This window comes from Acinetobacter sp. CIP 101934, assembly GCF_000369585.1.
GTDB classification, from domain to species: domain Bacteria; phylum Pseudomonadota; class Gammaproteobacteria; order Pseudomonadales; family Moraxellaceae; genus Acinetobacter; species Acinetobacter schindleri.
This window is the reverse complement of the sequence record NZ_KB850094.1, coordinates 913,391-938,512: the sequence shown is the minus strand read 5'-3', so window position 1 is coordinate 938,512 and position 25,122 is coordinate 913,391. Positions and strand designations below refer to the sequence as shown.

At 41.7% G+C, this 25,122-nt stretch carries 21 protein-coding genes and 1 tRNA gene; 10 read left to right on the top strand and 12 right to left on the bottom strand.

What is annotated here, in order from left to right; genetic code table 11:
* Window positions 1-71: 71 nt before the first annotated feature.
* Window positions 72-1,271: a 2-methylaconitate cis-trans isomerase PrpF gene (prpF, locus tag F899_RS04930; RefSeq protein WP_004893392.1), complete on the bottom strand. Its 1,200-nt coding sequence runs from the start codon at window positions 1,269-1,271 to the stop codon at window positions 72-74.
* Between the two features lie 332 nt (window positions 1,272-1,603).
* Between prpF and F899_RS04925 the strand changes: the two genes are divergently transcribed.
* From F899_RS04925 to F899_RS04905, 5 genes are all read left to right on the top strand, one after another.
* The gene (locus F899_RS04925; RefSeq protein WP_004810960.1) at window positions 1,604-2,956 is read left to right on the top strand and encodes an amino acid permease; all 1,353 of its coding nucleotides are present in this window, start codon (window positions 1,604-1,606) and stop codon (window positions 2,954-2,956) included.
* A gap of 91 nt (window positions 2,957-3,047) precedes the next feature.
* Window positions 3,048-3,120: transfer RNA gene (locus F899_RS04920), tRNA-Arg, on the top strand.
* Window positions 3,121-3,468: 348 nt separating this feature from the next.
* Window positions 3,469-4,761, top strand: coding sequence for an OmpP1/FadL family transporter (locus tag F899_RS04915; RefSeq protein WP_004810962.1), 1,293 nt, complete (start codon window positions 3,469-3,471; stop codon window positions 4,759-4,761).
* A gap of 325 nt (window positions 4,762-5,086) precedes the next feature.
* Complete coding sequence (locus F899_RS04910) at window positions 5,087-6,238, top strand: OmpP1/FadL family transporter (protein WP_005221182.1); 1,152 nt, start codon at window positions 5,087-5,089, stop codon at window positions 6,236-6,238.
* A 134-nt stretch (window positions 6,239-6,372) separates the two neighbouring features.
* Entirely contained in the window at window positions 6,373-7,524 is a 1,152-nt protein-coding gene (locus tag F899_RS04905) for an IS4-like element ISAbe18 family transposase (protein WP_004646736.1), read from the top strand.
* 59 nt (window positions 7,525-7,583) lie between these two features.
* Here the strand turns inward: F899_RS04905 and thrH are convergent, their stop codons facing one another.
* Entirely contained in the window at window positions 7,584-8,201 is a 618-nt protein-coding gene (gene thrH / locus F899_RS04900; protein ID WP_004810966.1) for a bifunctional phosphoserine phosphatase/homoserine phosphotransferase ThrH, read from the bottom strand.
* A 202-nt stretch (window positions 8,202-8,403) separates the two neighbouring features.
* Between thrH and F899_RS04895 the strand changes: the two genes are divergently transcribed.
* Together F899_RS04895 and F899_RS04890 are read left to right on the top strand one after the other, a co-directional pair.
* Window positions 8,404-9,138, top strand: a complete 735-nt coding sequence (locus F899_RS04895; protein WP_004893386.1) for a phosphoadenylyl-sulfate reductase — start codon at window positions 8,404-8,406, stop codon at window positions 9,136-9,138.
* A 478-nt stretch (window positions 9,139-9,616) separates the two neighbouring features.
* Entirely contained in the window at window positions 9,617-10,999 is a 1,383-nt protein-coding gene (locus tag F899_RS04890) for a WS/DGAT/MGAT family O-acyltransferase (RefSeq protein ID WP_005221181.1), read from the top strand.
* A gap of 156 nt (window positions 11,000-11,155) precedes the next feature.
* Here the strand turns inward: F899_RS04890 and F899_RS15620 are convergent, their stop codons facing one another.
* From F899_RS15620 to F899_RS04865, 6 genes are all read right to left on the bottom strand, one after another.
* Entirely contained in the window at window positions 11,156-11,329 is a 174-nt protein-coding gene (locus F899_RS15620; protein ID WP_004810972.1) for a PA1571 family protein, read from the bottom strand.
* Window positions 11,330-11,464: 135 nt separating this feature from the next.
* Window positions 11,465-12,919, bottom strand: a complete 1,455-nt coding sequence (rng, locus tag F899_RS04885) for a ribonuclease G (RefSeq protein WP_004810976.1) — start codon at window positions 12,917-12,919, stop codon at window positions 11,465-11,467.
* A gap of 40 nt (window positions 12,920-12,959) precedes the next feature.
* On the bottom strand, window positions 12,960-13,526 hold the full coding sequence (locus F899_RS04880; protein ID WP_005221179.1) for a Maf-like protein: 567 nt from the start codon (window positions 13,524-13,526) through the stop codon (window positions 12,960-12,962).
* The gene (gene mreD / locus F899_RS04875; RefSeq protein WP_005221177.1) at window positions 13,514-14,005 is read right to left on the bottom strand and encodes a rod shape-determining protein MreD; all 492 of its coding nucleotides are present in this window, start codon (window positions 14,003-14,005) and stop codon (window positions 13,514-13,516) included. The genes F899_RS04880 and mreD overlap by 13 nt, the downstream gene beginning before the upstream one ends.
* Window positions 13,992-14,849, bottom strand: coding sequence for a rod shape-determining protein MreC (mreC, locus tag F899_RS04870; RefSeq protein WP_004810981.1), 858 nt, complete (start codon window positions 14,847-14,849; stop codon window positions 13,992-13,994). Before mreC ends, mreD begins: the two co-directional genes overlap by 14 nt.
* Before the next feature lie 16 nt (window positions 14,850-14,865).
* A complete protein-coding gene (locus F899_RS04865) occupies window positions 14,866-15,912 on the bottom strand; it encodes a rod shape-determining protein (RefSeq protein ID WP_004893381.1) in 1,047 nt (348 codons plus the stop codon).
* 133 nt (window positions 15,913-16,045) lie between these two features.
* Here F899_RS04865 and gatC point away from each other — a divergent pair, with 133 nt between their 5' ends.
* The 3 genes from gatC to gatB are packed head-to-tail and all read left to right on the top strand — an operon-like array spanning window position 16,046 to window position 19,366.
* Window positions 16,046-16,360 (top strand): Asp-tRNA(Asn)/Glu-tRNA(Gln) amidotransferase subunit GatC, encoded by a 315-nt coding sequence (gatC, locus tag F899_RS04860; protein ID WP_005221175.1) that lies wholly within the window; start codon window positions 16,046-16,048, stop codon window positions 16,358-16,360.
* A gap of 52 nt (window positions 16,361-16,412) precedes the next feature.
* Window positions 16,413-17,891 (top strand): Asp-tRNA(Asn)/Glu-tRNA(Gln) amidotransferase subunit GatA, encoded by a 1,479-nt coding sequence (gene gatA / locus F899_RS04855; protein WP_005221174.1) that lies wholly within the window; start codon window positions 16,413-16,415, stop codon window positions 17,889-17,891.
* Entirely contained in the window at window positions 17,891-19,366 is a 1,476-nt protein-coding gene (gatB, locus tag F899_RS04850; protein WP_004810990.1) for an Asp-tRNA(Asn)/Glu-tRNA(Gln) amidotransferase subunit GatB, read from the top strand. Before gatA ends, gatB begins: the two co-directional genes overlap by 1 nt.
* A 31-nt stretch (window positions 19,367-19,397) precedes the next feature.
* On the opposite strand, the gene F899_RS04845 is transcribed toward gatB, so the two are convergent.
* The 4 genes from F899_RS04845 to sbmA all read right to left on the bottom strand — a co-directional run bounded on the left by F899_RS04845 (window position 19,398) and on the right by sbmA (window position 24,738).
* Window positions 19,398-20,558 (bottom strand): hypothetical protein, encoded by a 1,161-nt coding sequence (locus F899_RS04845; protein WP_004810991.1) that lies wholly within the window; start codon window positions 20,556-20,558, stop codon window positions 19,398-19,400.
* A gap of 674 nt (window positions 20,559-21,232) precedes the next feature.
* Window positions 21,233-21,754, bottom strand: a complete 522-nt coding sequence (locus F899_RS04835; protein WP_004810993.1) for a hypothetical protein — start codon at window positions 21,752-21,754, stop codon at window positions 21,233-21,235.
* Between the two features lie 193 nt (window positions 21,755-21,947).
* Entirely contained in the window at window positions 21,948-22,934 is a 987-nt protein-coding gene (locus F899_RS04830; RefSeq protein WP_004810995.1) for a hypothetical protein, read from the bottom strand.
* Between the two features lie 610 nt (window positions 22,935-23,544).
* Window positions 23,545-24,738 carry a peptide antibiotic transporter SbmA gene (gene sbmA, locus F899_RS04820; RefSeq protein ID WP_004810997.1) on the bottom strand — a complete coding sequence of 398 codons (1,194 nt, stop codon included), beginning with the start codon at window positions 24,736-24,738 and terminating at the stop codon, window positions 23,545-23,547.
* Between the last annotated feature and the right edge of the window lie 384 nt (window positions 24,739-25,122).

Here is a 25,122-nt window from a genome sequence, read left to right as displayed (position 1 = left end):
AAAGGTGCTGACCTGAATATAAAAAAACCATTGCGCGGACAATGGTTTTTATATTACTAAAGCTCAAGGCATCATTTGTGTTCTTTTAGCACATCTGCAGGCACACGTACCCAGCCTTCCATCAAGACACGCGCACTACGGCTCATGATGGCTTTCTTCACTTTCCATTCACCATTTTCCTGAGTAGCTTGTGCCCCAACGCGTAAAGTCCCTGATGGATGACCAAATCGCACTGCTTCACGCTCCCCCCCACCTGCTGCCAGATTTACCAATGTTCCTGGAATCGCAGCTGCAGTGCCAATCGAAACCGCGACGGTTCCCATCATGGCATGATGCAGCTTACCCATCGATAAGGCACGCACCAATACATCGGTATCTAATTCGGTGATCGCTTTACCCCCTGAAGATACATAGGCCTTAGGCTGGGATACAAAAGCAATTTTCGGCGTATGCTGACGTTGAGCTGCTTCAGTAATATCTGAAATCAGCCCCATTTTTAATGCGCCATAAGCACGAATGGTTTCAAATTTAGCGAGCGCTATCGGATCACTATTAATATCTTCCTGTAGCTCTGTGCCCTGATAGCCCAGGTCTTCAGCTTTCAGGAAAATTGTCGGAATACCCGCATTGATCAAAGTTGCTTCAAAGGTACCGTATTCTGGAACAACCAGCTGATCGACTAAATGACCTGTCGGAAACATAGCTCCACCCTCGGCATCATCATCGGCAGGGTCCAGAAATTCGATCTGAACTTCAGCCGCTGGAAAGGTGACACCATCCAGCTCAAAATCACCCAATTCCTGTACCTGCCCATTCACAATTGGCACATGGGCAATAATGGTTTTCTGAATATTGACCTGCCAGATCCGTACTGTGCAGATGCCGTTTTCCGGAATACGAGAGGAATCTACCAGACCATTACTAATCGCAAATGAACCTACACCCGCTGTCAGGTTACCGCAGTTACCACTCCAGTCGACAAAATGTCGGTCAATTGCAACCTGTCCAAACAGATAATCTACGTCATGATCAGGCTGCTGGCTTTTAGACAGAATGACCGTTTTGCTGGTACTGGAACTGGCTCCCCCCATCCCATCAATCTGCTTGCCATAAGGATCTGGGCTACCAATCACACGTAAGAGTAACTGGTCTCTGATTTTGCCCGGCTGTTGTGCTGCAGGTGGAAGATCTTCCAGCTTGAAAAATACACCTTTACTGGTACCGCCACGCATATAGGTAGCTGGAATCTTGATTTGCGGGGCAAAACTCATCGTTATTATCTTCCTTTGTCTGATCTTTATTTTGTAAATGCAATGTAACTGAGGTTGAATTTGAGTATAGTATATTTATATCGTGATAAATTGACTGCAAGACCTTTGTATAAAAAAACAACATATACAACGGCTGTCTTTTTAGTATTCGATGAGGAATATCAGATTCAATAAAATTAATATATTGATTCATTTATCTTTTATTTAATTTATTTTTATAATAATTTTTTATTAATCTGATAATAATTTTTCATTCAAGGCTTCTACTAGGCTTCTTTTGACTGATCAATTACAATCTTTCAACTTATTTTTACATTGTCGGGCTGAATACTTTGAATAACGAGTCTTCACAACTTCAGCGTGGCTTAAAGAACCGTCATATTCAGTTGATCGCCATGGGCGGTGCAATTGGCACAGGCTTATTCTTAGGTTCCGCACAGGTGATCCAATCCGCTGGTCCTTCGATTATTCTGGGCTATGCCATTGGTGGCTTAATTGCTTTCCTAATTATGCGTCAATTGGGTGAAATGATTGTTCATGAACCTGTTGCAGGTTCTTTCAGCCATTTTGCTTATAAATATTGGGGTAAATTCCCTGGCTTCCTCGCGGGCTGGAACTACTGGATCTTGTATATCCTGGTCGCAATGACCGAGCTTACCGCTGTCGCAAAATATATTAACTACTGGTGGCCCCATATTCCTGCTTGGGCATCGGTGCTGTTTTTCTTCATTGTGATTACCCTGGTCAACCTTGGCAATGTGAAATTCTATGGTGAATCAGAGTTCTGGCTTTCAATCATTAAAGTGACTGCCGTCATCTCGATGATTGTCTTTGGTTTATACCTGATCCTGACTGCAGATGCTTCATCTACTGCATCTTTTAGCAATTTATGGACCGCAGGTGGCTTCTTCCCAAATGGCTTTGAAGGTTTATTCTTCATGCTGGCCTTCCTCATGTTCGCCTTTGGTGGGATTGAACTGATTGGTATGGCAGCAGCAGAAGCGGAGAATCCGGAAAAGACCATTCCTAAAGCGATTAACCAGGTTGTTTTCCGTATTCTGATTTTCTATGTCGGTGCGTTGACCATCTTGTTATCATTAGTGCCTTGGAACCAGTTGGAACTCGGCGGTCTGGATAAAAGTCCATTCGTAATGATTTTCAGTCAGCTAGGTATTGACTGGGCAGCCCACCTGCTAAACTTCATTATTCTAACTGCTGCACTGTCTGTATATAACAGTGGTATGTATGCCAATAGCCGCATGCTTTACGGTCTGGCCAAACAAGGCAATGCACCGAAGCTCTTCCTGAAAGTAAATAAACAAGGTACGCCAATTCCTGCAGTACTCTTCTCTGCTGCTTTGATTTTTGGCTGCGTACTGTTGAACTACTTTGTACCAGAAGATGCTTTAAGCCATCTGATCTATGTGGTGGTAGGTGCCTTGGTCTTGAACTGGGCAATGATTTCACTGACACATTTCAAGTTTATTCAGGCAATGAAAAAAGTTGGGGAAAAAACCAAATTTCCAGCACTTTGGTCTCCAGCAAGTAACATACTTGTATTAGGCTTTATTGCGACTATTCTTTACATTATGTGGACTCAGGGCTTCCAGGAATCTGTATACATGCTTCCGATTTGGGTCGTGATCATGTTTATCCTGTTTAAACTGCTCAAGACCAAAAATTAATTAAAAAGTTTTAATTGACTATTTTTTAAAGTTATTGCTTCGGCAATAACTTTTTTTTTCGTCTTTTTTGGAGTAGATTAGGGATCGTTTTGCGCCCTTAGCTTAACTGGATAGAGCAGTTGCCTCCTAAGCGACCGACGTGGGTTCGAGTCCCGCAGGGCGCACATATTTCAAATATGTGAACTAATTAACAAAAAATTTAAGCAATAATTCAATAAATCTATATTTTTTTCATTTTTTTTACTATCTCTCTATTTCTAATTAAATTTTTAAATTTCAAAAACTTATATCCTTACATTACTTTTCAATTAGTATTTTTACTCTAATTTGATGTTTTTTTGAACTACTCATTCAAACTAGAGCATTTACTCTTTTTTATATTGTGTTATTTTTGTCACATGGAGTAACAAATCAGCCATTGAAGGCATAGGAATGACTCCAAAAACAATACCAAGCTAATACCGAAAAAACGTTTTAAATACCCAAATTTGTACCTCAAGGGAAGATGAATAATGAAATTAAAAGCGCTTAGTACAGCAATGATTTTAGCAGCATTACCTATGTCAGGCGCATTTGCTGCAGCTATCGACCGTTCTGGTCAATCTATCGCAGCATTTTTACAGCCAGGTAACTATTTTGAAGCAGGGATTTCTGTTTTAGATCCATCAGTATCTGGTAAAGTTCAAAATAATTGGACACCAGGTGGAACGGCTGCACCTTTAGCTCCTGCTTACCGCGGCACTTCAGTGGGTGAGATGGCTGATGACTACTATTTTCCAAGTGCAGCCTTAAAGTTTCAGTTAACTGATAATTTTTCATTTGGTTTGATTTACGATCAACCATTTGGTGCAAAAGCAACCTACTCTACTGATACTTATCTAAATCCTTTAGGTGGTGGTGTTTTCCATAACGGAACAGAAGGCACAGAAGTAGAAGTTAAATCAGAAAATATTACTATGCTCGTAGGTTATCAACCTACTGAAAATTTTAATATTTATGGTGGTGCTGTATACCAGACAGTTGAAGGTAATGTTCAACTACGTGGTTTAGCATATGGTAGCACAACTGCCTTAGGTCAATACAATGCTAACATGGACGATGATAGTGCTGTAGGTTGGTTAGCAGGTATTGCTTACCAGATTCCTGAAATTGCTCTAAAAGCATCACTAACTTATCGTTCTGAAATTGATCATGATTTGAAAACAAATGAGTATGGTCGTAGTGATATTTTAGCTTTAGTAACGCAAAACCCTGCTGCTGCACTTTATAATGTAAATACAAATACTGAAATTTCTACTCCTCAATCTGTAAATCTTGATTTCCAGACAGGTGTAATGGCTGACACGGTTGCCTTTGCTAATCTTCGTTGGGTGAACTGGAAAGAATTCTCTATTCGTCCACAACAGTTTGAACAAGTTTCAAGAGCTTTAGGCGCAGCTGGTGCTACTCCTAACAATCCAAATGGCTTTGATATCGTTTCTTATACTGATGACCAAATCTCTGCTACTGTTGGTCTAGGCCGTAAATTTTCTGAGCAGTGGGCAGGTAATGTTTCTGTAGGCTGGGATTCAGGTTCTGGTAATCCAGTGTCTACTTTAGGTCCAACTGAAGGTTATTGGAATCTTGGTTTAGGCCTACAATTTAGTCCTGCATCAAACTACTTCATTGCTGGTGGTGTTAAATACTTCTGGTTAGGCGATGCAAAAGCTCAAGCGGCGTCCGATTTTGGTTCTAATTCATATGTAGCTGACTTTGAAGATAACGATGCTTGGGGTTATGGTCTAAAAATTGGTTACCGTTTCTAATTCAGTCAATTTAATAAAAAAACCGCCTTCGGGTGGTTTTTTTATTGCTATGAATTTATTTTTATACACTTGTAAACTATTTGATGATTTAAACATCACTTAACTTTTAAATTATTTACGTGTCATTTTAGCCAATTCATCACACTAAAATATTATTTAATTCACATATTTAACATCGTATTTTTAGTACAAAAACTCTAACTTCTTCTATTTTAATTACTACTCAGTTCAAATCTTCATCGAAGCTGAGCATTTACTCTTTTTAATTTTATGTTACTTTTCCACAACTTTTTTATTATCTTTATGAAACATTCAAGGACGAGCCATGAAGCTTAAGCCGATTTCTACTGCAATATTACTTGCAACTCTTCCAACTACAGCAGTTTTTGCAGGTGGTTTAGACCGTTCAGGTCAATCTATTCAAGCTTTTTTACAGCCTGGTAACTATGCTGAAGCTGGAATTTCTGTATTAGATCCTGAAGTAAAATCTACTCAGCTGAATGTCGATGATATGGCTGAAGACTATTACTTTCCATCTGCAGCTATTAAAGTTCAAGCAACAGATAAAATTTCTGTAGGACTTTTATATGATCAACCCTATGGAGCTGATTCACAATACGAAAGTAGCTTAGGTGCATTTGGTAATGGCATAGAAGGTACAGGCGTTGAAGTAAAAACCCATAACCTTACAGCTCTTATTGGTTATCAACCAAATAAAAACTGGAATATTTATGCAGGTCCTGTTTACCAGACTGTAGAAGCAGATATTAAATTACGCGGTGCAGCATATGGTGGCAATACTGCCTTAGGTACTTACAATATTAAAGTAGATGAAGAACCGGCCTTCGGCTGGATTGCAGGTTTTGCTTACCAGATCCCTGAAATTGCTCTTAAAGCCGCGGTAACTTATCGTTCTGAAATTGAACATAATGCAGACTCCCATGAAAGTACTTCACTTCCTGTTCCATCTTTAAGCGCACTAAATTCAAGTGTAAATGCAACCACCCCTCAATCTGTTAACTTAGATTTTCAAACAGGAATTGCAACAAATACTTTGGTATTTGCGAATCTTCGCTGGGTTCACTGGAGCCAATTTGCTGTAAAACCTGTGCTTTTGGGCAACATTAGCTCTATTCCAGCTCCTCATGTCCGTCAGAACTTAATCGATTACTCTGACGACCAATGGTCTGCAAATATCGGTGTCGGTCATAAGTTTAATGACAAATGGTCAGCATCTACTTCAGTAGGCTGGGATTCAGGTGCAGGTAACCCTGTGACAACACTTGGCCCAACTGAAGGCTATTGGAGTTTAGGTCTAGGTGCTCAATATAGCCCTGCTGCAAATTACTTTATCCAGGCTGGTGTAAAACACCTTTGGTTAGGTGATGCGACTGCACAGACAGGAGGAAATCCAGTAGGTGAATTTGAAGATAATAATGCATGGGCATATGGCATGAAGATCGGTTACCGCTTCTAATTCAGTATATCCTCAAAATAAAAAAGGCGCCTCAAGCCACTGCTGTCCCATAGTTTGCTTTAAATAAAAAAACCTGAGTCCTAACAGTTAAAATATGAGTGCAAACAAACACTTTAACGACCAGGATTCAGGTTTTGTCACATCAGAATACCGTATTTCATGAGCTAATTAAACCTGTTGTGCGACAGGATTTTGAACAACTTGCTAAAGTACACCATGTTGGACAGAAATTTAGAGCGGCTTCCCGGTGGGATCAGTTTATTGCCATATTGATGTCTCAATTCTCTTGTAGGCAAAGTCTGAGAGATATTCAATCCAATTTGGAGTGCCAACAGGAAAAGCTAAGTCATCTCGGAGCAAAGTCTATTCCCCGAAGCACGCTGGCACGAATCAATGAGCAGCAGCCTGCTGCCTTATATCAACAGCTATTTTACAAGTTGCTTAAATACTATGAACACTCAAAAGTAGCTCATAAATTTCGCTTTAAGAATCCCTTGTATTCCTTGGATGCCAGTCATATTGACCTGTCGCTTTCCTTATGTGAATGGGCCAAAGTTCACGACTCAAAAGCCAGCATGAAACTCAGCATAGGATTGAATCACAGCAATGATATTCCTGAGTTTGTTGCAGTTGAAAATGGCAAAGAAAATGACATGGTACAAGGCCGCAAATTCCAGTTTCCTGCTGGCAGCATTGTAGTTTTTGATAAAGGCTATGTCGATTACCAATGGTATGCAAATCTGACTGCTCAAAACATTGGATTTGTCACACGTTTTAGGCCTAAATCTGTGTATCAGGTGATCCAGCAACATCCAGTGCTTGAATCCAAAGGTATTCTAAAAGATGAAACCATTCAGCTGAATAGCGCACATGCCCTAAAAAGAAAAGCCCCAGTGTTAAGAAGAATTGAATATAGAGATCAGCAAAGTGGCAAGCACTTTAGTTTTCTCAGCAATAACTTTCATTTAGCCGCCTCCACCATTGCGGCGATTTATAAAGATCGTTGGAAAGTTGAGCTGTTCTTTAAGGCGATTAAGCAGAATCTCAAATTAAAAGCGTTTCTAGGCCGCAGCAGGAACGCAATTCAGACACAAATCTGGATTGCGATGATCGCCTATTTATTGGTGAGTTTCGCTCAACATTTAGGAAAAACGGGTTGGACAGTTCAACGTTTACTCAGAATAATTCAGGTGAATTTGTTTGAAAGAAGAACTTTAAAAGCTTTATTTTCACCCGATAAAATACCCATAAAACAAGAGGAAGCTCAAATGAGCTTCCTCTTGTGAAAAATTGTGGGACAGCAATGGCCTCAAGCGCCTTTTTTATTTCATTCAGCTTTTAACACTTAAGCTGGAATATTACGGATTGAAGCATTACGGATGGCTTCTTTCAACGCTGCATAACCATGAATCGGTGGGAATTGCGGGAATTCAGCAATCACATTTTCCGGTGCATCAAACAGGAAACCGTGATCCGCTTCACCCAGCATGGTGGTATCGTTATAAGAATCCCCTGCTGCGATCACACGGAAGTTCAGGCCATGTAATGCTTTTACCGCTTGACGTTTTTGATCTGGCTGACGCAGTTTGTACGCGGTGATCATGCCTTTTTCATCAGTTTCAAGTTTATGACAGAAAATTGTTGGCCAGCCTAACTGCTTCATTAAAGGATGCGCAAATTCATAGAAAGTATCAGATAAAATAATCAGTTGGAAATGAGTGCTTACCCATTCTACAAATTCTTTGGCGCCTTCAAATGGCCCCATATCTGCAATCACTTCCTGAATATCATTCAGACCCAAGCCATGCTCTTTCAGAATATTCAGACGTTGTGTCATCAACACATCATAGTCAGGAATATCACGAGTCGTTGCTTCAAGCGCTTTAATGCCTGTTTTCTTTGCAAAATTAATCCAAATTTCAGGAACCAATACACCTTCAAGATCCAGACATACGACTTCCATGAATATTCCCCTCAGTTATCATCTAAAAAATTTTCCATATCATAGCTGAAGATTCATATTTTGCATTGTTCTTTTTTAAATCTATTTTTTTCATAAGTATTTATTTTTTAGTGATAAGACTACTAATTCTCTTCTATTAAAATACATGTGAAATTAATTAATATAGGCAGAGTCATTCCAAGCCTATATCGCCAGGATTCTCATGACCACTATTCCTACTATTGATATTGTGGATGCGCTTGCATCTGAATATGCTGATAAATCTCCAAGTGAAATTTTGGCACTTGCCCTGAATCAACCAGGTGAAATTGCCATTTCATTTTCTGGTGCAGAAGATGTTGTACTGATTGACATGGCTTCCCACCTCGGTAAACCTTTCCGTGTCTTTAGTCTGGATACAGGCCGCTTGCACGCTGAAACCTATCAATTTATCGAGCAAGTTCGAAAACACTATAATGTAGATATTGAAATCTGTTTTCCTGAACGTGAAGCCATTGAAAATTTGACTACTCGTAAAGGGATGTTCAGTTTCTATCAAGATGGTCATCAGGAATGTTGTGGCATCCGCAAGGTTCAACCATTACGAAAAAAACTTGCAACACTTGATGGCTGGATTACCGGTCAGCGTAAAGACCAGAGCCCGGGTACACGGAATGAAATTCCGGTGGTTCAGGCAGATCCAGGTTTTTCAGGTCCCGGTAAACAGCTGATTAAATACAATCCGCTGGCCAACTGGTCGAGTGCCGATGTATGGAGTTATATCCGCATGATGGAAATTCCATACAACCCATTGCATGAGAAAGGATTCATTTCTATTGGCTGTGAACCATGTACTCGTCCCGTTTTACCGAACCAGCACGAACGTGAAGGTCGCTGGTGGTGGGAAGAAGCCACGCATAAAGAATGTGGCTTACATGCAGGCAACCTGAAAGAGTAAAATTAAATCAGACTGTGCATATTTGTAAAAGGCTATCCTGAATCAGGATAGCCTTTTTAACTACGAATCTTACATTTGGTGACAAGATATCAAGTCTCCTCTTTTACCATTCATCAGGAAAGATCCTGAGGATAATCAAAGAATTTATAAAATGTTGTTGAATAGATTTATTTGCAAAAAAATGTGAAATTGAACTCAATACCATTCTTTTAATGATGCATAATTATTCAGTTATACTCCCACCAGACCTAAAAAACGTATTTTCAGCAGCAGCTTTAAAAACTAAAATTTTCACATTTCAAAAACTTAGGAAGGTATAAACCTCCATGTCAATTATTACTTTTTAACTTAACAGATTAAGATTAAGCAGTTCATTTCTACGTTAAAACAGCTATACTTTCTTTACTAAAGCAATAATTCTAACAAGGCTTTTCAGATAGAGAACAGCCATATAGAGTGCAGTGAGGCAATCCACGCTATGCGTCCATTACATCCAATTGATCTTATTTTTTTATCTTTAGAGAAACGGCAGCAACCTATGCATGTAGGTGGTCTTTTTTTATTTCAGATTCCCGATAATGCGCCGGCAACTTTTATTCAGGAATTGGTGCGTGATATCCGTACTTCTAAATCTATTCCGATCCCACCTTTCAATAATTATTTAAATGGCTTGTTCTGGGACGAAGATCAACAGTTCGATCTGGATCATCATTTCCGGCATATTGCCCTGCCAAAACCGGGTCGCATCCGTGAATTACTCACCTATATTTCACAGGAACATAGTGCTCTGATTGACCGTGCCAAACCACTCTGGACCTGTCATATCATTGAAGGAATAGAAGGTAATCGTTTCGCGATGTATTTTAAAATCCACCATGCCATGGTCGATGGCATTGCGGGTATGCGTCTGGTAGAGAAATCACTGTCTCATGATCCATATGGAAAAAGTATTGTCCCACCATGGTGTGTAGAAGGACCACGTGCCAAGCGCCTGAAAGCACCAAAAGTTAGCCGCATTAAAGGCGTTTTATCTACGCTGAAAGGACAGCTGGAATCTACTCCGCGTGTCATCTATGAGCTGTCGCAAACTGTATTAAAAGACATGGGACGTAATCCTGATTATGTCTCCAGTTTCCAGGCCCCTTCATCCATTCTAAATCAACGTGTCAGTGCATCACGCCGATTTGCTGCGCAATCCTTTGAATTTGAGCGTCTTCGTCGTATTTCTAAAGCCTTGGGTGTAACCATTAACGATATCGTGCTGGCAATCTGTTCCGGTGCCTTACGTGAATATTTAATTAGCCAAGATGCTCTACCGAAGAAACCGTTGATTGCCATGGTACCGGCTTCTGTACGTTCTGATGACTCTGATGTATCAAACCGTATTACCATGATTCTGGCGAATCTGGGTACACATAAGGAAGATCCTTTAGAACGCCTCAAGATCGTACGTCGTAGCGTACTGAATGCCAAAGAACGTTTTAAGCGCATGAATGCCAATCAGATTCTGAACTATAGTGCTTTTGTTTATGGCGCTGCAGGTTTAAATATTGCATCAGGTCTGATGCCAAAACGCCAGGCATTTAATCTGGTGATTTCCAATGTTCCAGGTCCACAAGAGCCACTGTACTGGAATGGAGCCCGTCTGGAAGCTCTCTACCCTGCCTCTATCGTGCTCGATGGTCAGGCACTCAATATCACCATGACCAGTTATTTAGACAAACTTGAAGTGGGTCTGACCGCCTGCCGTAATTCCCTGCCTAAAATGCAGAATCTGCTTACTCATCTTGAGGACGAAATCCAGCGTTTTGAACGGATTGTCGATGGTGGCAAAACCCCAAAGCTCGCAGCAGTAAGTTAGACTGCGATGAAGACTAAAACCAAGACTAAGTTTCTATGCAAAAACAGGTATGAACATTTTTGCCAATAATTTCATGCAATAATAAAGGGGCATATGGTGCCCCTTTATTTTTATTTGATTATTTTTTATTCAAATCATTCAAGCAATATTCAAATTTTAACTTTTCACAGTACGACATTGTTTTAATAGCTGATGGCAGACCGTACGGATCATAGATGAAGTAATCTGAACTTCATTGCCGCGTTCGTCCACAATGTATCCCGCGTGGACAGTTTTCGGTTCAAGCACGTGTTTTAGACCCTTATTAATAACTGCTTTACTTATACTCATGACACACCTCATTTTTTGCTAAGCCAAAATATTGGGAGATTGGCTTTGGCTACTGGATGTGTCTAGTATTCAGAATTCACCTGCGCTTGTAAAATTCCAGTTGTAACAAGGGTTTTACGATATTCTGTTACAATTTCAGCTGAGAATGATATCGTATTGCTCTTGCGTATATAAATTTTCAACCTGGAACTTAATCACGCGATCAATAAAGTGTTCCAGATCCGCCACAGCCGGGGCTTCTGCAGTCAGCAGTCGATCAATCACTGACGGATGTGCCACTACAGTAAATCCACTTTGTGATTGATAAGCGCGTGCGTAACGTAAAATTTCACGGAATATTTCGTAACACACTGATTCTGCTGTTTTGACATATCCACGTCCTTGACAGGTTGGACAGGATTCACATAACAGGTGTTCTAGAGATTCACGGGTACGTTTACGCGTCATCTCGACCAGACCCAGTTCAGATACCTGGGTAATCTTGGTTTTGGCATGATCACGTTCCAGCATTTTTTCGAACTGGTTCATCACTTCGTCACGATGCTGTGCTTCCTGCATGTCAATGAAATCAATAATAATGATCCCACCCAGATTACGCAGTCGTAACTGACGTGCAATCACCTCAGTCGCTTCCATGTTGGTTTTAAAAACGGTATCTTCCAGTGAACGACCGCCGACATAGGAACCGGTATTGACATCAATCGTGGTCATGGCCTCAGTCTGATCAATCATCAGATAGCCACCAGATTTCAGTGCCACACGGGTTTGTAGAGCCTTCTGGATATCATCTTCAACATTATATAAGTCAAAAATCGGGCGCTCGCCTGGATAGTGCAGCAAACGATCATTCATGCTTGGCACAAATTCTTTAACAAACTCTTTCAGTTTGCCGTGGATTTCACGTGAATCGACATAGATTTTGGCAGTGTTTTCATTGGCCAGATCACGAATCACACGCTGTGGCAGCGGCAGTTCTTCAAAGATCAGTGATGGAACAGCAATGCTCTTTTGTTTGCGCTGAATGTAGTCCCAAAGCTTAGCCAGATAAGCCATGTCCTGGGCAATTTCAGCTTCATCAATGCCTTCTGCCGCAGTACGGACAATCACCGAACCGGGCAGTTTATGCTGAGCCTGAATCCGTTCAATAATCGAACGTAAACGATTACGTTCTTCTTCAGATTCAATTCGTTGCGATACGCCAATATGATTGCCATAAGGCATCAAAACCAGATAACGTGAAGGAATGGAGAGATCAGTTGAAAGACGTGCGCCTTTGGTCCCGAGCATGTCTTTCATCACCTGCACCGTCAGAATCTGACCTGGCTGCAGTAATTCAAACACATTCGGTGTCGGCTGCTGACGCGGCCAGACCATATCATTGATATGCAAAAAAGCAGTACGTGACAGACCAATATCGACAAAAGCAGCCTGCATCCCTGGCAGGACACGGACCACTTTGCCTTTATATACGTTCCCCACCAGACCGCGCTTCGCGGTACGCTCGATGAACAGTTCGTTCACCGTGCCGTTTTCGATTAACGCCACACGACATTCCATCGGTGTGAAGTTAATCAATAACTCGTCAGACATAACAACACTCAAAACATTATAAGAATTCTTTTTTCAGCAGTTAATTTAGTGCTTTAACCGTCTGTAATAACTGTACCGTTTCATATAGGGGCAAACCGACTACATTAGAGTAGCTCCCCTGAATCGCGGGGATATAACGTGCTGCAATGCCTTGAATGGCATAACCGCCTGCCTTGCCTACCGGTTCACCAGTCGCCCAATAAATTTCCATATCATGGGTGGTGAGTGATTGAAATTCAACCTGTGTTCTTACCACTATACTGTATTTTTCATTTTTTGTGCGTACGCAGACACCGCTAAATACATCATGTTTACGGCCTGATATTTTAGCCCACATTACAAAGGCATGCTGTTTGGATTCAGGCTTACCCAGAATCTCGTTATCAACCCCCAAACTGGTGTCCGCGGCAATGATAATTGCATCTGGATAACGCTCGGCCACGGCATCCGCTTTGGCACGTGCCAAACGCTCAACATAAGCCGTAACTGACTCATTGGGCAATACGGATTCGTCAATATCAGGACTGTAAATCTCGAACTCCAGTCCCAACTGTTGCAGCAGTTCACGGCGTCGAGGTGAACTGGAGGCCAGAATCAGATGCGCCATTTTCTGAGCAGATAATATAGAACAGGCCATACCATAACGCTAGTCAGTATCGGTAGCCAGTGACGTGGAATCGAGAACTGCACGCCGCTAATGATCTGAGCAAAGAAGGTCAGCATCAGATGGGCAACGAGTGCCAATGTAGCAATAATCCAGAGATTGCTAAAAGTCAGGATACGGCGCTCACGGGTCAGGAAGCGCGCCATAAAGGCAATAATAATAAAACTCAGCGCATTCAGACCCAAAGGTGCATCCAATAGCAGATCCAGCAAAATCCCGGTACTGAACGCAAACCAGATCCCACACCAGGTCGGCTGGCAGAGCACCCAGAACAGCATCACCATCAGCATAAACTGCGGACGCCAGCCAGAGAGCGAATAAGATAAAGGATAGACCACCAGAACTGAGGCAAAAATTACTGAAATAATAATCGGGAACAAGGGATCCCGATGGGTTCTGGACTGTATTTTAGCGATCGACATGTGGCTGCTCCATCGCTAATGAATCAGAGAACAGTACCACCACATGATGACCACCAGCCAGCTGTGCTGCCGGAATCACATCAATCTGGGCAAATTCACCTGAATTATGACGTTGTACTTTGGAGACAGTGCCAACCAGATAACCTGCGGGGAAATGCTGTCCCAAGCCTGAGCTATAAACTTTTTCACCGACTTTGATGTTGGCACTGGTCGGTACATATTCCATTTTCAGACGCCCAAGATCACCCGTCCCCGAGACGATGGCACGCATGCCGGTGTGTTCCAGACGTACTGAAAGTGAATGTTCTTTATCTGAGAGCAGCATGACACGGCTACTATGCGGATAGACACTAATGATCTGTCCCATGATCCCCTTGTCATCCAGCACAGTCTGTCCTATCCGTAGGTGGCTGTTAGAACCCCGGTTAATCACGATGATATGACGCAGCGGATCGGCATCAGTACCAATTACTTCTGCAATTTCCATACGTCCATCAATAATTAAAGGCGTGTCCAGTAGCCCGCGCAGACGGGTATTTTCAGCAGACAGTTCAGAAATTTTTTGTAAGCGTACCTGCGCCTGTAACAGCTCAGCCTGCATCGCTGTATTTTCACGACGCAGTTGTGCTTCAGACTTGGTTTGTTGATTCAGCCATTCTCGCGACAATACAGGATAACTGGCCACAGCATATATCGGATTATATGCCGCATTCAGCACATCCCTTGCAGGTTGAACCAGATGAGGCATGCGCCAATCAAAGAAAAGCACCACCAGACAGGTCACCAACGCAATGACGAATGAGCGAAAAGATGGCGGTTGTCGAGAAAACAGATGTGTTTGCACCCGCCGTGTCCTGTTCTTAGCCTACGAATAACATGTCATGATTTGGGTTGTCGAAGAATTCGAGAACCTTACCGCCACCACGTGTTACACATGACAGCGGATCTTCTGCAACCACCACAGGAAGACCAGTTTCTTTGGCAAGAAGCTTGTCCAAGTTACGTAGTAATGCACCACCACCCGTCAATACGATCCCGCGCTCAGCGATGTCTGAAGACAGTTCAGGAGGCGTTTGTTCCAGTGCAGATTTCACAGCAGACACGATATATTGCAATGGGTCAGAAATTGCCTGAGTCACTTCATCAGAAGTCACCGTAATTGCACGCGGCACACCTTCAGCCAGATTACGACCACGAACTTCAATTTCCAGTGGTTTTGCACCTTCATCCGGAAGCGCCATACCGACTTCTTTTTTGATGATTTCAGCAGTGGTTTCACCGATCACACAGCCATGCGCTTTACGCACGTAGTTGATGATCTGTTCATCAAATACATCACCGCCAATACGCAGTGAGTCTGCATACACGCAGCCCTGCAGCGAGATGATCGCGATTTCAGTTGTACCACCGCCCACGTCTACAACCATCGAACCACATGCCTGTTCTACAGGCATACCAGCGCCAATTGCCGCTGCCATTGGTTCTTCAATTAAACGTACTTCACGCGCGCCAGCGTTATACACGGCTTCACGGATCGCACGACGTTCAACCAGAGTAGATTTACATGGAACACACACCACAACACGTGGTGCAGGCGGGAATAAACGTTTTTCGTGAACCTTGCCGATGAACTGATTCAACATGGTTTCAGTGACTTCAAAGTCTGCAATCACGCCATCTTTCATCGGGCGGATTGCTGAAATATTTGCCGGGGTACGACCAAGCATTTGTTTCGCGTCAAGACCTACGGCAGCAACAATTTTTTGTGAACCACTATGACGGATTGCTACAACCGTCGGTTCATTTAATATAATGCCTCGTCCTGGCGCATAAATAAGTGTATTTGCAGTACCTAAATCAATGGCTAGATCTGGCGAAAACAAGCCTATTAGTCGTTTTAGAATCACGGGGACGTTCTCAATTAAACTTTATATGGACGCAAGGTGGCAACTTTAACTAAATGTGATGCTTTGGACAAGTCAATCGCTTATCATAACGCATGATAATTTGATTTTTTTTTAATACTGATTAGGTAATGTTATGTCTACATCGGATGCACAGCATTCTGCAGATTTAAATGCAGAAACAGTTTCAGCTATTGCGAACCTTGCACGATTATCTCTGAATGATACGCAATCTGCTGAATATGCTCAAAGTTTAAATAAAATTTTAGGCATGATGGAAACGCTGAAAGGTATCAATACTGACGGTGTTGAACCATTAAAAAGCCCTTTCGACCATCCTCAGCCATTACGTGAAGATGTAGTGAGTGAAAGTAATCATCGTGATGAATATCAGGCAGTTGCGCCAGCGGTACAGGATGGCTTGTACCTTGTCCCTCGCGTAATTGAGTAATTACTATCCAGTTCAATCTTTTTATTAAATTAAACGTAAAGAATTATTTCTCATGACAGATTTACACCGCCTATCAATTCGTGAACTTACCGAAGGTTTGGCCAATGCTAAATTTTCATCACGCGAATTGACTGAACATTACTTAAAACGCATCGAAAAAGTGGATGCTCAAGTGAAGTCATACGTGACTGTGACCGCTGAGCAAGCACTGGCACAAGCCGATGCTGCTGACGCACTGCGTCGTGCTGGTAGCGCAAATGTGCTGACTGGTGTGCCAATTGCACATAAGGATATCTTCTGTACCCAAGGCATTAAAACCACTGCCGGTTCTAAAATGCTGGACAATTTTATCTCTCCTTACGACGCGACCGTTGTAGCGAAAGGTAAAGCTGCGGGCTTAGTCACACTTGGTAAAGTGAACATGGATGAATTTGCCATGGGTTCAACTTCCGAGTCTTCTTATTTTGGCGCGACCAAAAACCCTTGGGCACTAGATCACGTTCCAGGCGGTTCTTCAGGTGGTTCTGCTGCGGTTGTGGCTGCTGATCTAGCACCTTTTGCAACCGGTACGGATACCGGTGGTTCAATCCGTCAACCAGCATCTTTTTGTGGTCTGACTGGTCTAAAACCGACTTATGGCCGTGTATCACGTTTTGGTATGATCGCGTATGCATCATCTCTAGACCAAGGCGGCCCAATGGCACGTTCAGCTGAAGACTGTGCTTACCTGATGAATGTAATGGCTGGTCATGATGCTAAAGATTCAACATCAATGGATAAAGATGTTGATGACTATGTGGCAAACCTGAACGGGACTTCTGTAAAAGGTCTGCGCATTGGTATTCCAAAACAGTACTTCAATGTTGAAGGTCTGGATGCAGACGTGAAAGCACGTGTTGAAGAATCACTGAAAAAACTGGAAGAAATGGGTGCAACTCTGGTTGAGATTGATCTCAACATGACAGAAGCTTATGTTCCAACTTACTATCTGATCGCACCGGCTGAAGCATCTTCTAACCTGTCTCGTTATGACGGCGTACGTTATGGCTACCGTTGTGAAGAGCCAAAAGATCTTCTCGACCTTTACAAACGTTCCCGTTCAGAAGGGTTCGGTGCTGAAGTTCAGCGTCGTATCCTGATCGGTACTTATGCTCTGTCTGCTGGTTATTACGATGCTTATTATGTGAAAGCACAAAAAGTACGTCGTTTAATCCAGCAAGATTTCTTGAAAGCATTTGAATCTGTAGACGTCATCGCTGCGCCTTCTGCACCGACTACTGCATATCGTATCGGTGCAAACCTGTCTCCGGTGGAAATGTACTTGGGTGATATCTACACCATCGCGGTGAATCTTGCAGGTCTTCCTGCGATTAACGCGCCTGTTGGTTTTGACAAAGACAACTTGCCAGTTGGCTTACAGTTGATTGGTAACTACTGGTCAGAATCTCAATTGTTGTCTGTGGTACATCAGTATCAACAAGCAACCGATTGGCATACTAAACGCGCTGCAATTGCTGAGGAGAATGCATAATGGCTAAAAACGCTGCTAAACCAAAATCTAACCTGATTGACGGTTGGGAAGTCGTTATTGGTATCGAGATTCACACTCAGCTTGCGACTAAATCTAAAATCTTCTCTGGTTCTTCTACCGAGTTTGGTAATGATCCAAACACTCAGGCGAGCCTTGTAGATTTGGCCATGCCGGGCGTATTGCCAGTGCTGAACAAAGAAGTGGTTGATCTTGCGATTCGCTTTGGTTTGGGTATCGATGCTTATATCGATCAGGCTTCTGTATTTGCACGTAAAAACTACTTCTACCCGGATTCTCCAAAAGGCTATCAGATCAGCCAGATGGACAACCCAATTGTGGGCTTGGGTCATATTGACATCCAGCTTGAAGATGGCACAGTAAAACGCATTGGCGTGACTCGTGCACACCTTGAGGAAGATGCGGGTAAATCAATCCATGACCAGTTTGAAGGCATGTCAGGCATCGACTTGAACCGTGCCGGTACGCCACTGCTTGAAATCGTATCTGAACCGGATATGCGTTCAGTTGAAGAAGCCGTTGCCTACATCAAAGCGATTCACACGCTGGTACGCTGGTTAGGTATTTCTGACGGTAACATGGCAGAAGGTTCGTTCCGTGCGGACTGTAACGTGTCTTTACGTCGTCCGGGTCAACCGTTCGGTACACGTTGTGAATTGAAAAACTTGAACTCATTCCGTTTCATTGAACAGGCGATCAATGTTGAAATTGAACGTCAAATGGAAATTCTGGAATGGGACGGCACCATCGACCAAGAAACTCGTCTGTTTGACCCTGTGAAGATGGAAACCCGTTCAATGCGTTCTAAAGAAGAAGCGAACGATTACCGCTACTTCCCTGATCCAGACTTGTTGCCTGTGATCATTGCAGATGAGCAAATTGAAGCAGCACGTGCTGCCCTTCCTGAGCTTCCTGCTGCACGTCGTGCACGCTTTGTAGCTGACTTTGGCGTGACTGAGTACGATGCGCACGTTCTGACATTGACTCGTGAAATGTCAGAATTTTATGAAGAAGTCGTTAAGGCTGCTGGTGGCGCTACACAAGGTAAGATTGCTGCAAACTGGGTGATGGGTGAATTCTCAGGGGCGCTAAACAAAGCAGGCTTAGATTTGGTTGATTCTCCTGTATCTGCGGAAAAACTTGGCGGTATGATCGCGCGTATTGTGGACAACACGATTAACGGTAAGATCGCGAAGCAAGTATTCGGCTTTATGTGGGACGAAGGCAAATCTGCGGATGAAATTATTGCTGAAAAAGGCTTGAAACAGGAAACTGATACGGGCGCAATTGAAGCGATTATTAAAGAAGTTCTTGCTGCCAATGAGAAGATGGTTGAAGAGTATAAATCTGGTAAAGAGAAAGCTTTTAACGGTCTAGTCGGTCAAGTGATGAAAGCAGCGAAAGGTAAAGCCAACCCTGCACAAGTAAATGAATTAATGAAGAAATTGATTGGTTAAAACTGATTAATTTTGGAATAAAAAACCCGCTTTAAAGCGGGTTTTTTATTTTTTCAATAATTTCTTTAATGTTGGCATTAATCTCTTCTACATGATTAAAAAACTGTTCTGATAAGTTTTCTCTAGCAATTTTTGACTCAATGATTTTATGATCGGCTTCTGTTCTATCTTTTTGCAAAAGACGTACTGCTTTGGTTAATTTTTTTGAAGATCCTATTTTTTCTTCAAACAATCCTAATAACTCTAACTTACTAATATCTCGTCCTGATTCATATACAAAATCTTTATCTAAACAATCTTTATTATTTCTAAGAAAATCTTTTAAAGTTTTCTGATTAATATTATCTGGTCCGACTAATTTAAAGAGTTCACTACAACTATCAAAATAAGATTTTTGAGTATTTTCGACTGGAGGACGGCAATAAATATTTTGTACTTTATTAAAAATATTATTCTCAAACAGTGAGTTTAATGACTCTAAGTTGTTAGTTAAATCTGATAATTCATCAGTATAGTTCACCCACGCACCTTCATAATTTCTATTAAAGAATTTTTCATAGGCTTCGTCATTAGGGAGAAAATCTAATTCATGGATATTAAGCTCGTGCGAATGCCAATATCTTTGTTCAAATTCGCTCATGTTAGCCAAATCTTTATATATGGCAACAATGGCTGATTTTCCATTTGCTAGTGCTTTTCTACCATGTCTAACATGGATATATCTTTCTTCAGAACAAATATAGATATGCCCACCTGATCTAGAATCATCGAGTTCATAATATTCAGGATAATCAAAATATCGAGCTAATACAGATTCATCAAAAAGTACCTGTGATAACTGATGAGCTCCTAGATATAATCTTTTCTTATACTCTGGAATACTTTTTCTAACTAAATCACTAGAGTAAAAAAATTCTTCTAGCATCTGCTTTGAAGGAAAATATATATGCACCTTAATCGGAGTAAATTCAAATTCTCTCGTTTCTGAGTCTATTGATATTTGAGACAATTCGACATTTGCATTGATAGTCCCATAATTCGCAGCTACTAAATCTTCCATAGCACGCATGACAATTGAATTATCAATTTCAATTTCATTTGCTATTTCTGAACTAGCGGTTCCACCAAATGATTTATTCCAATTTTCTATTGAAATTTTTTCGATATTTTTCTGTATTTCATCTAATTTCAAGGAAAAACTCTCACTTTTCTAATTATGACGGTATAACATGTTAATTTATAAAATCTTTCCAACTTTATTCAAGTGATAATTCTCAACGTAAAATAACATGATCATCAAAAAAGTATCCTCCATCGCCAAACTCTAATACTTAGGACACATCCAACTTTCAAAGTCATTTTTTATACGTGAATTTAAATCCCTCTAAATCTCCCTTTAAAAAAGGGAGACTTTGTCACGTAATCCATTAGATACGCGCAGTTCCCTCTCCTTTATTAAAGGAGAGGGCTAGGGAGAGGATTATTAAAAGCCTCCCTCTCCTGAGCAAGTTTTAAAGCACTTCTTTTAAGACGAAGCGCAAGAAAGGATGAGGGTTAGGGAGAGGTCTTAAAAATTGTGAGATGATTAATATTTATGCTATAAAATCAAAAACATTTAAGAAAAACAAAAATGACACCCAAACTTTTGCTCTTCCTTATCCAAATTGCCATTGGCATATTTGCACTGGTCATTACCATTTTGCTATTGATTCCAAAATGCCATAAATGGCTATCTAGAATGCAGCCCGAACCTCGCAGAAAACAGCGAGGATCAGGATTACCAAATGGTATCGAATTTATTTTCTATCCCATTTACGGACTCATTAGAATTGTTATTGCAATATTCAAGTAAGTCTTACAGATACGTTAATTCCCTCTTATCGAACCCAACTTATTCCAAATATCTGGCGTTAAAAATGTGGTTACCAGCTTATTCAAATCTACATAACGCAATATACCTTTAAGCTGATTGTTGATTTCAGGATTCTTTAAAATTTCCTCACCCGTACTACGTCCGAGTCCCTGAAAACTATTCCCCACAGCCTCCAGACCTTCTGCCTGAATCACCGCTTTGGTTTGTGCCGAACATTGCTCAACTAAAATACGCTGTAATACTGAAGCCAGATTTTTATCCAGACTTTCCTTCTGCTGGGCGGATACATTGCTATAAGCTTTCAAGTCCGGATGTGCAGACAAGGCTACAAAGGTCCATTGCATCACCGTGGTTTTATCGGCAGTTGTAGTAGACCTCTCCAGACAATTACTGAGCTGATCGACCGTTGGGCCTGCATTTGCTATTTGCACTACTCCCAACAAGACAGTTGCCATCAGCGCAGAACGAACGATTTGGGAAAATCTGTGGCTTACAGGGGAAACATGGCGAGACATAAGCAAACTCCGATGAACAGTTTGCCCTTTGTACCACAAAGCATAACAGTTCATCTGTTATTGCATTGCAAAATCAATCTGATTTTTAGCAAAGTACTTGGCACGTTGATTACGCTAGGCATTCACCCAGTTTCAAAATAAAAATGCCACGTTTCTAAAGCGTGGCATTCTTATCGATTAAAGTCAGATTCTTTTAATTGAGCTGTTTCAACATATTCTTTGCACCCGCATGATTATATTGCGATGCCAGTCCGTTCAGGACGCGTTGAGCCTGTCCTTTGGCATTTGGAAAACGGCTGCTATACGTCGAAATACTGGTCAGACAACGCGCCACCAACATACCGGATTCAGTATAAACCCGCGTTCCTTCTGTGCCTTGCTGCTTGCCATAGTTATAAGCACGCTGGGCATTATTACAGGCATTATTCAAATTTCTACCATTATTAATGTCACGCCGGGCAGTCACATACAGCTTCATTTGCTGCTGTTGTGGGGTTTCGTTCACACTCGCACGTGGAGTGGTGACTGTCACCGGCTTAGGCTCTTTCTTCTCGACTTCGGCTTTGGCCAGTTCTTTGCGCTCAAGCTCTTTACGATCGTGGTCTTTCTGTTCTGCCGTTGGTTTTGCTGCTACAGACGTTTTGGCAGTAGCCGTTGCCTTCACCACATTGACCTGTTTCTTGGCTGTCTTCGCAGTGCTCGCAGCCGCCTGATAAAAATTATGTGCTTCAGCTGTTTTCATGAGTCGGGTCAGTAACCGAACGCTACGGGTCTTGCTATTATTTTCTGCCTGACGTTCCGCAACAGGTTCAATCGACACAATCCAGCTTTCCGCAAGATCACCCATCGTACATTTATAGGCACCGATTCCCTGTACAACACCTTGATTTGCAGCGAGACGTGTACGCTGGGCAGAATCATTCACCAGACCAAATTTGCTCTTATATAGCAGGGATAACTTACCCCCCTGTTCATGGCAATATTGCGTCATGACGGAACGTGGATACATGGCCTGAGTGGTATTATGGCGCTGTTGTTGATCCCATAGATAGACATAGTCTTTCGCCTTGCCATCTGGCTGATTGATGCCCCGTTTCACAATCAGTTCCTGGGGACTGTGAAAAGGATGTAATATATTTTTCTTTGCGCCTTGCATGCTATTACATGCTGCCAAGCTCATTGTTATTGTTATCAATAAAAATACTTTCAGTTTCACCGTAGATATCTCAACCCAAAGCATTCACATAAAATAATGCAAAACTGTGCAAACAACAAATACAAGCATCTGATTAATAGAATTATTTTCAAATTTAAAAATATCAAAAATGATAACTATGAGACATTTTAATGGTTATTTTTGAAATTATTTGCATTAACTTTCATGTGGTGCAGTATTATTTTTGAGATAAAACCTGCTCAAGAAAAAAGACCAAAGAAGGAAGTACGTACTTCTTTGGTCACTCATCTGGCAGGCTGGATCGAGCTTTTATACTTGTATAGCAAACCACTCTCCACCATCCACATTCAGTTTATGAGCATTAAAATACTTAATTTTCATCAACGTACATTTATTATTTTTATACGTCAGCGGGGTTGAAAATTAAGTACCAAACACGTTTGGCCCTTAGGATTCTAGTCAAGCGAATATTCACTGAATATCCCCAAATTGGGAGGTTTTACAAATATTTTGCCTATAATTGACCGTTCATCGGATACTCCGGCCAATCCTGAGTTGATATAAAAAAGACCCGCCATAAGGCTGGTCTTTTTAAAATACCAAACAGTATTTTTTAATGAATATGAGATTCAAACGCTTTCAGACGCTTGTAGATCGACATTAACTCGATAATCTTTGGCCAAGACAAAATCAGGTACTGGAATGATTCACGGACCTTATTAAACACATTCAGGATCTGCATCATCAGACCCAAAGTAATTGCTCCCGCTGCAATACTCGGAAATAGCACAAACAGGCCATAGATATTGTCGAGCTGCAAATACCAGATCCGTACCATATTGAAATAGGCATAGTGGAAATACAGGCGGAAATAATTCCAGCGCACCCGGCTAAACAGCTCTTTTAGTGTCAATGGCTGGGCACGTTCGGCATGATCTTCCCCATATACCAGTTCTTTACGGTAAGCCGCTTCGACTTTCTGGTTATTAAACTCCAGTCCTGGCAGTTTCATACCAACGACCATTAATACCACTGTACCAAAGACCGCCCAGCCCAAGGATGCCCAGACCAGCGCGTGACTAATCTCACCCACAATCGGTAAGGTCTTGACGTGACTTGAAAGCTTGTACAGAACTGGCAAAAAAGCCATCAGCAACATAAACGATTCAATAAAGGAAACGCCAAGTTCTTCAGTGCTGCGAGCAAAGCGCATGGTATCTTCCTGAATACGCTGTGACGCCCCCTCAATATGCCGCAGCTTTTCCCAGTAAGCCGTATAGTAATCATTCATTGCTGTCCGCCAGCGGAACACATAATGACTGACAAAGAACATGTTAAATACTGCCAGGGTGACATAGATCATCGCGATATAGATAAAGACCAATGCGCCCTGATAGAGCAAAGTTACGTCCCCACCACCACTGGTCAGCATCTTTTGGATCTGGTCATAGAACGGACTGTACCATTCATTCAGCACAACATTGACCTGAACTCCAAACCAGATATTGAACAGGATAAAGGCCGAACCCCACACCGACCAGCGCTGCCAGGGATGGCGCGCTACCACATACCAGAATCCTGCAAAAAGCGCAGTTGCAGTCAGGAACCAGAGATAGAACCACAGGAATTTCTGTGACCAGAAACGGCTGATATCAATCGCCATCGTCGCTTCATGGTAGCCTTCGCTAAAACCCACATAACTGCCCCAGCTTGAACCTCCACTATGCCAGATCGCGAGGTTGATAAAGAACCACACCACCACGCTGAGAAAAAACCAGACGGGTTTTGGAAAGAAAGACTTAAACATGTCCTTTGCATGCTCCTTATTTTTAGTAGACCTCAGGTCAATCAATCATGATGAAATCTGCAGCAGTGTAAAGCAGTTCACAACAGGTTTTTCAACCTGATCAAAAAAATATCTGCCTGAAAACTGCTTATTTTTATCAATCTATTTATAAGCATGAATCATTATGTATGTAGTTAACTGAATACTTATGTGACGAATCCTGTGATCCATCCTTTGTTGGTTTTAACATCAGTTAACAAGCCTGTACAGAACAGATACGATATATGGTTATTTTCCATCCTACACTACAGCGATATGCACTATTGAAAGGGATCATTCCAATTTTTCATTTTGCAAAAACTATTAAATAACAAAGAAAAATTATGCTATCCTTGAATGAATAGT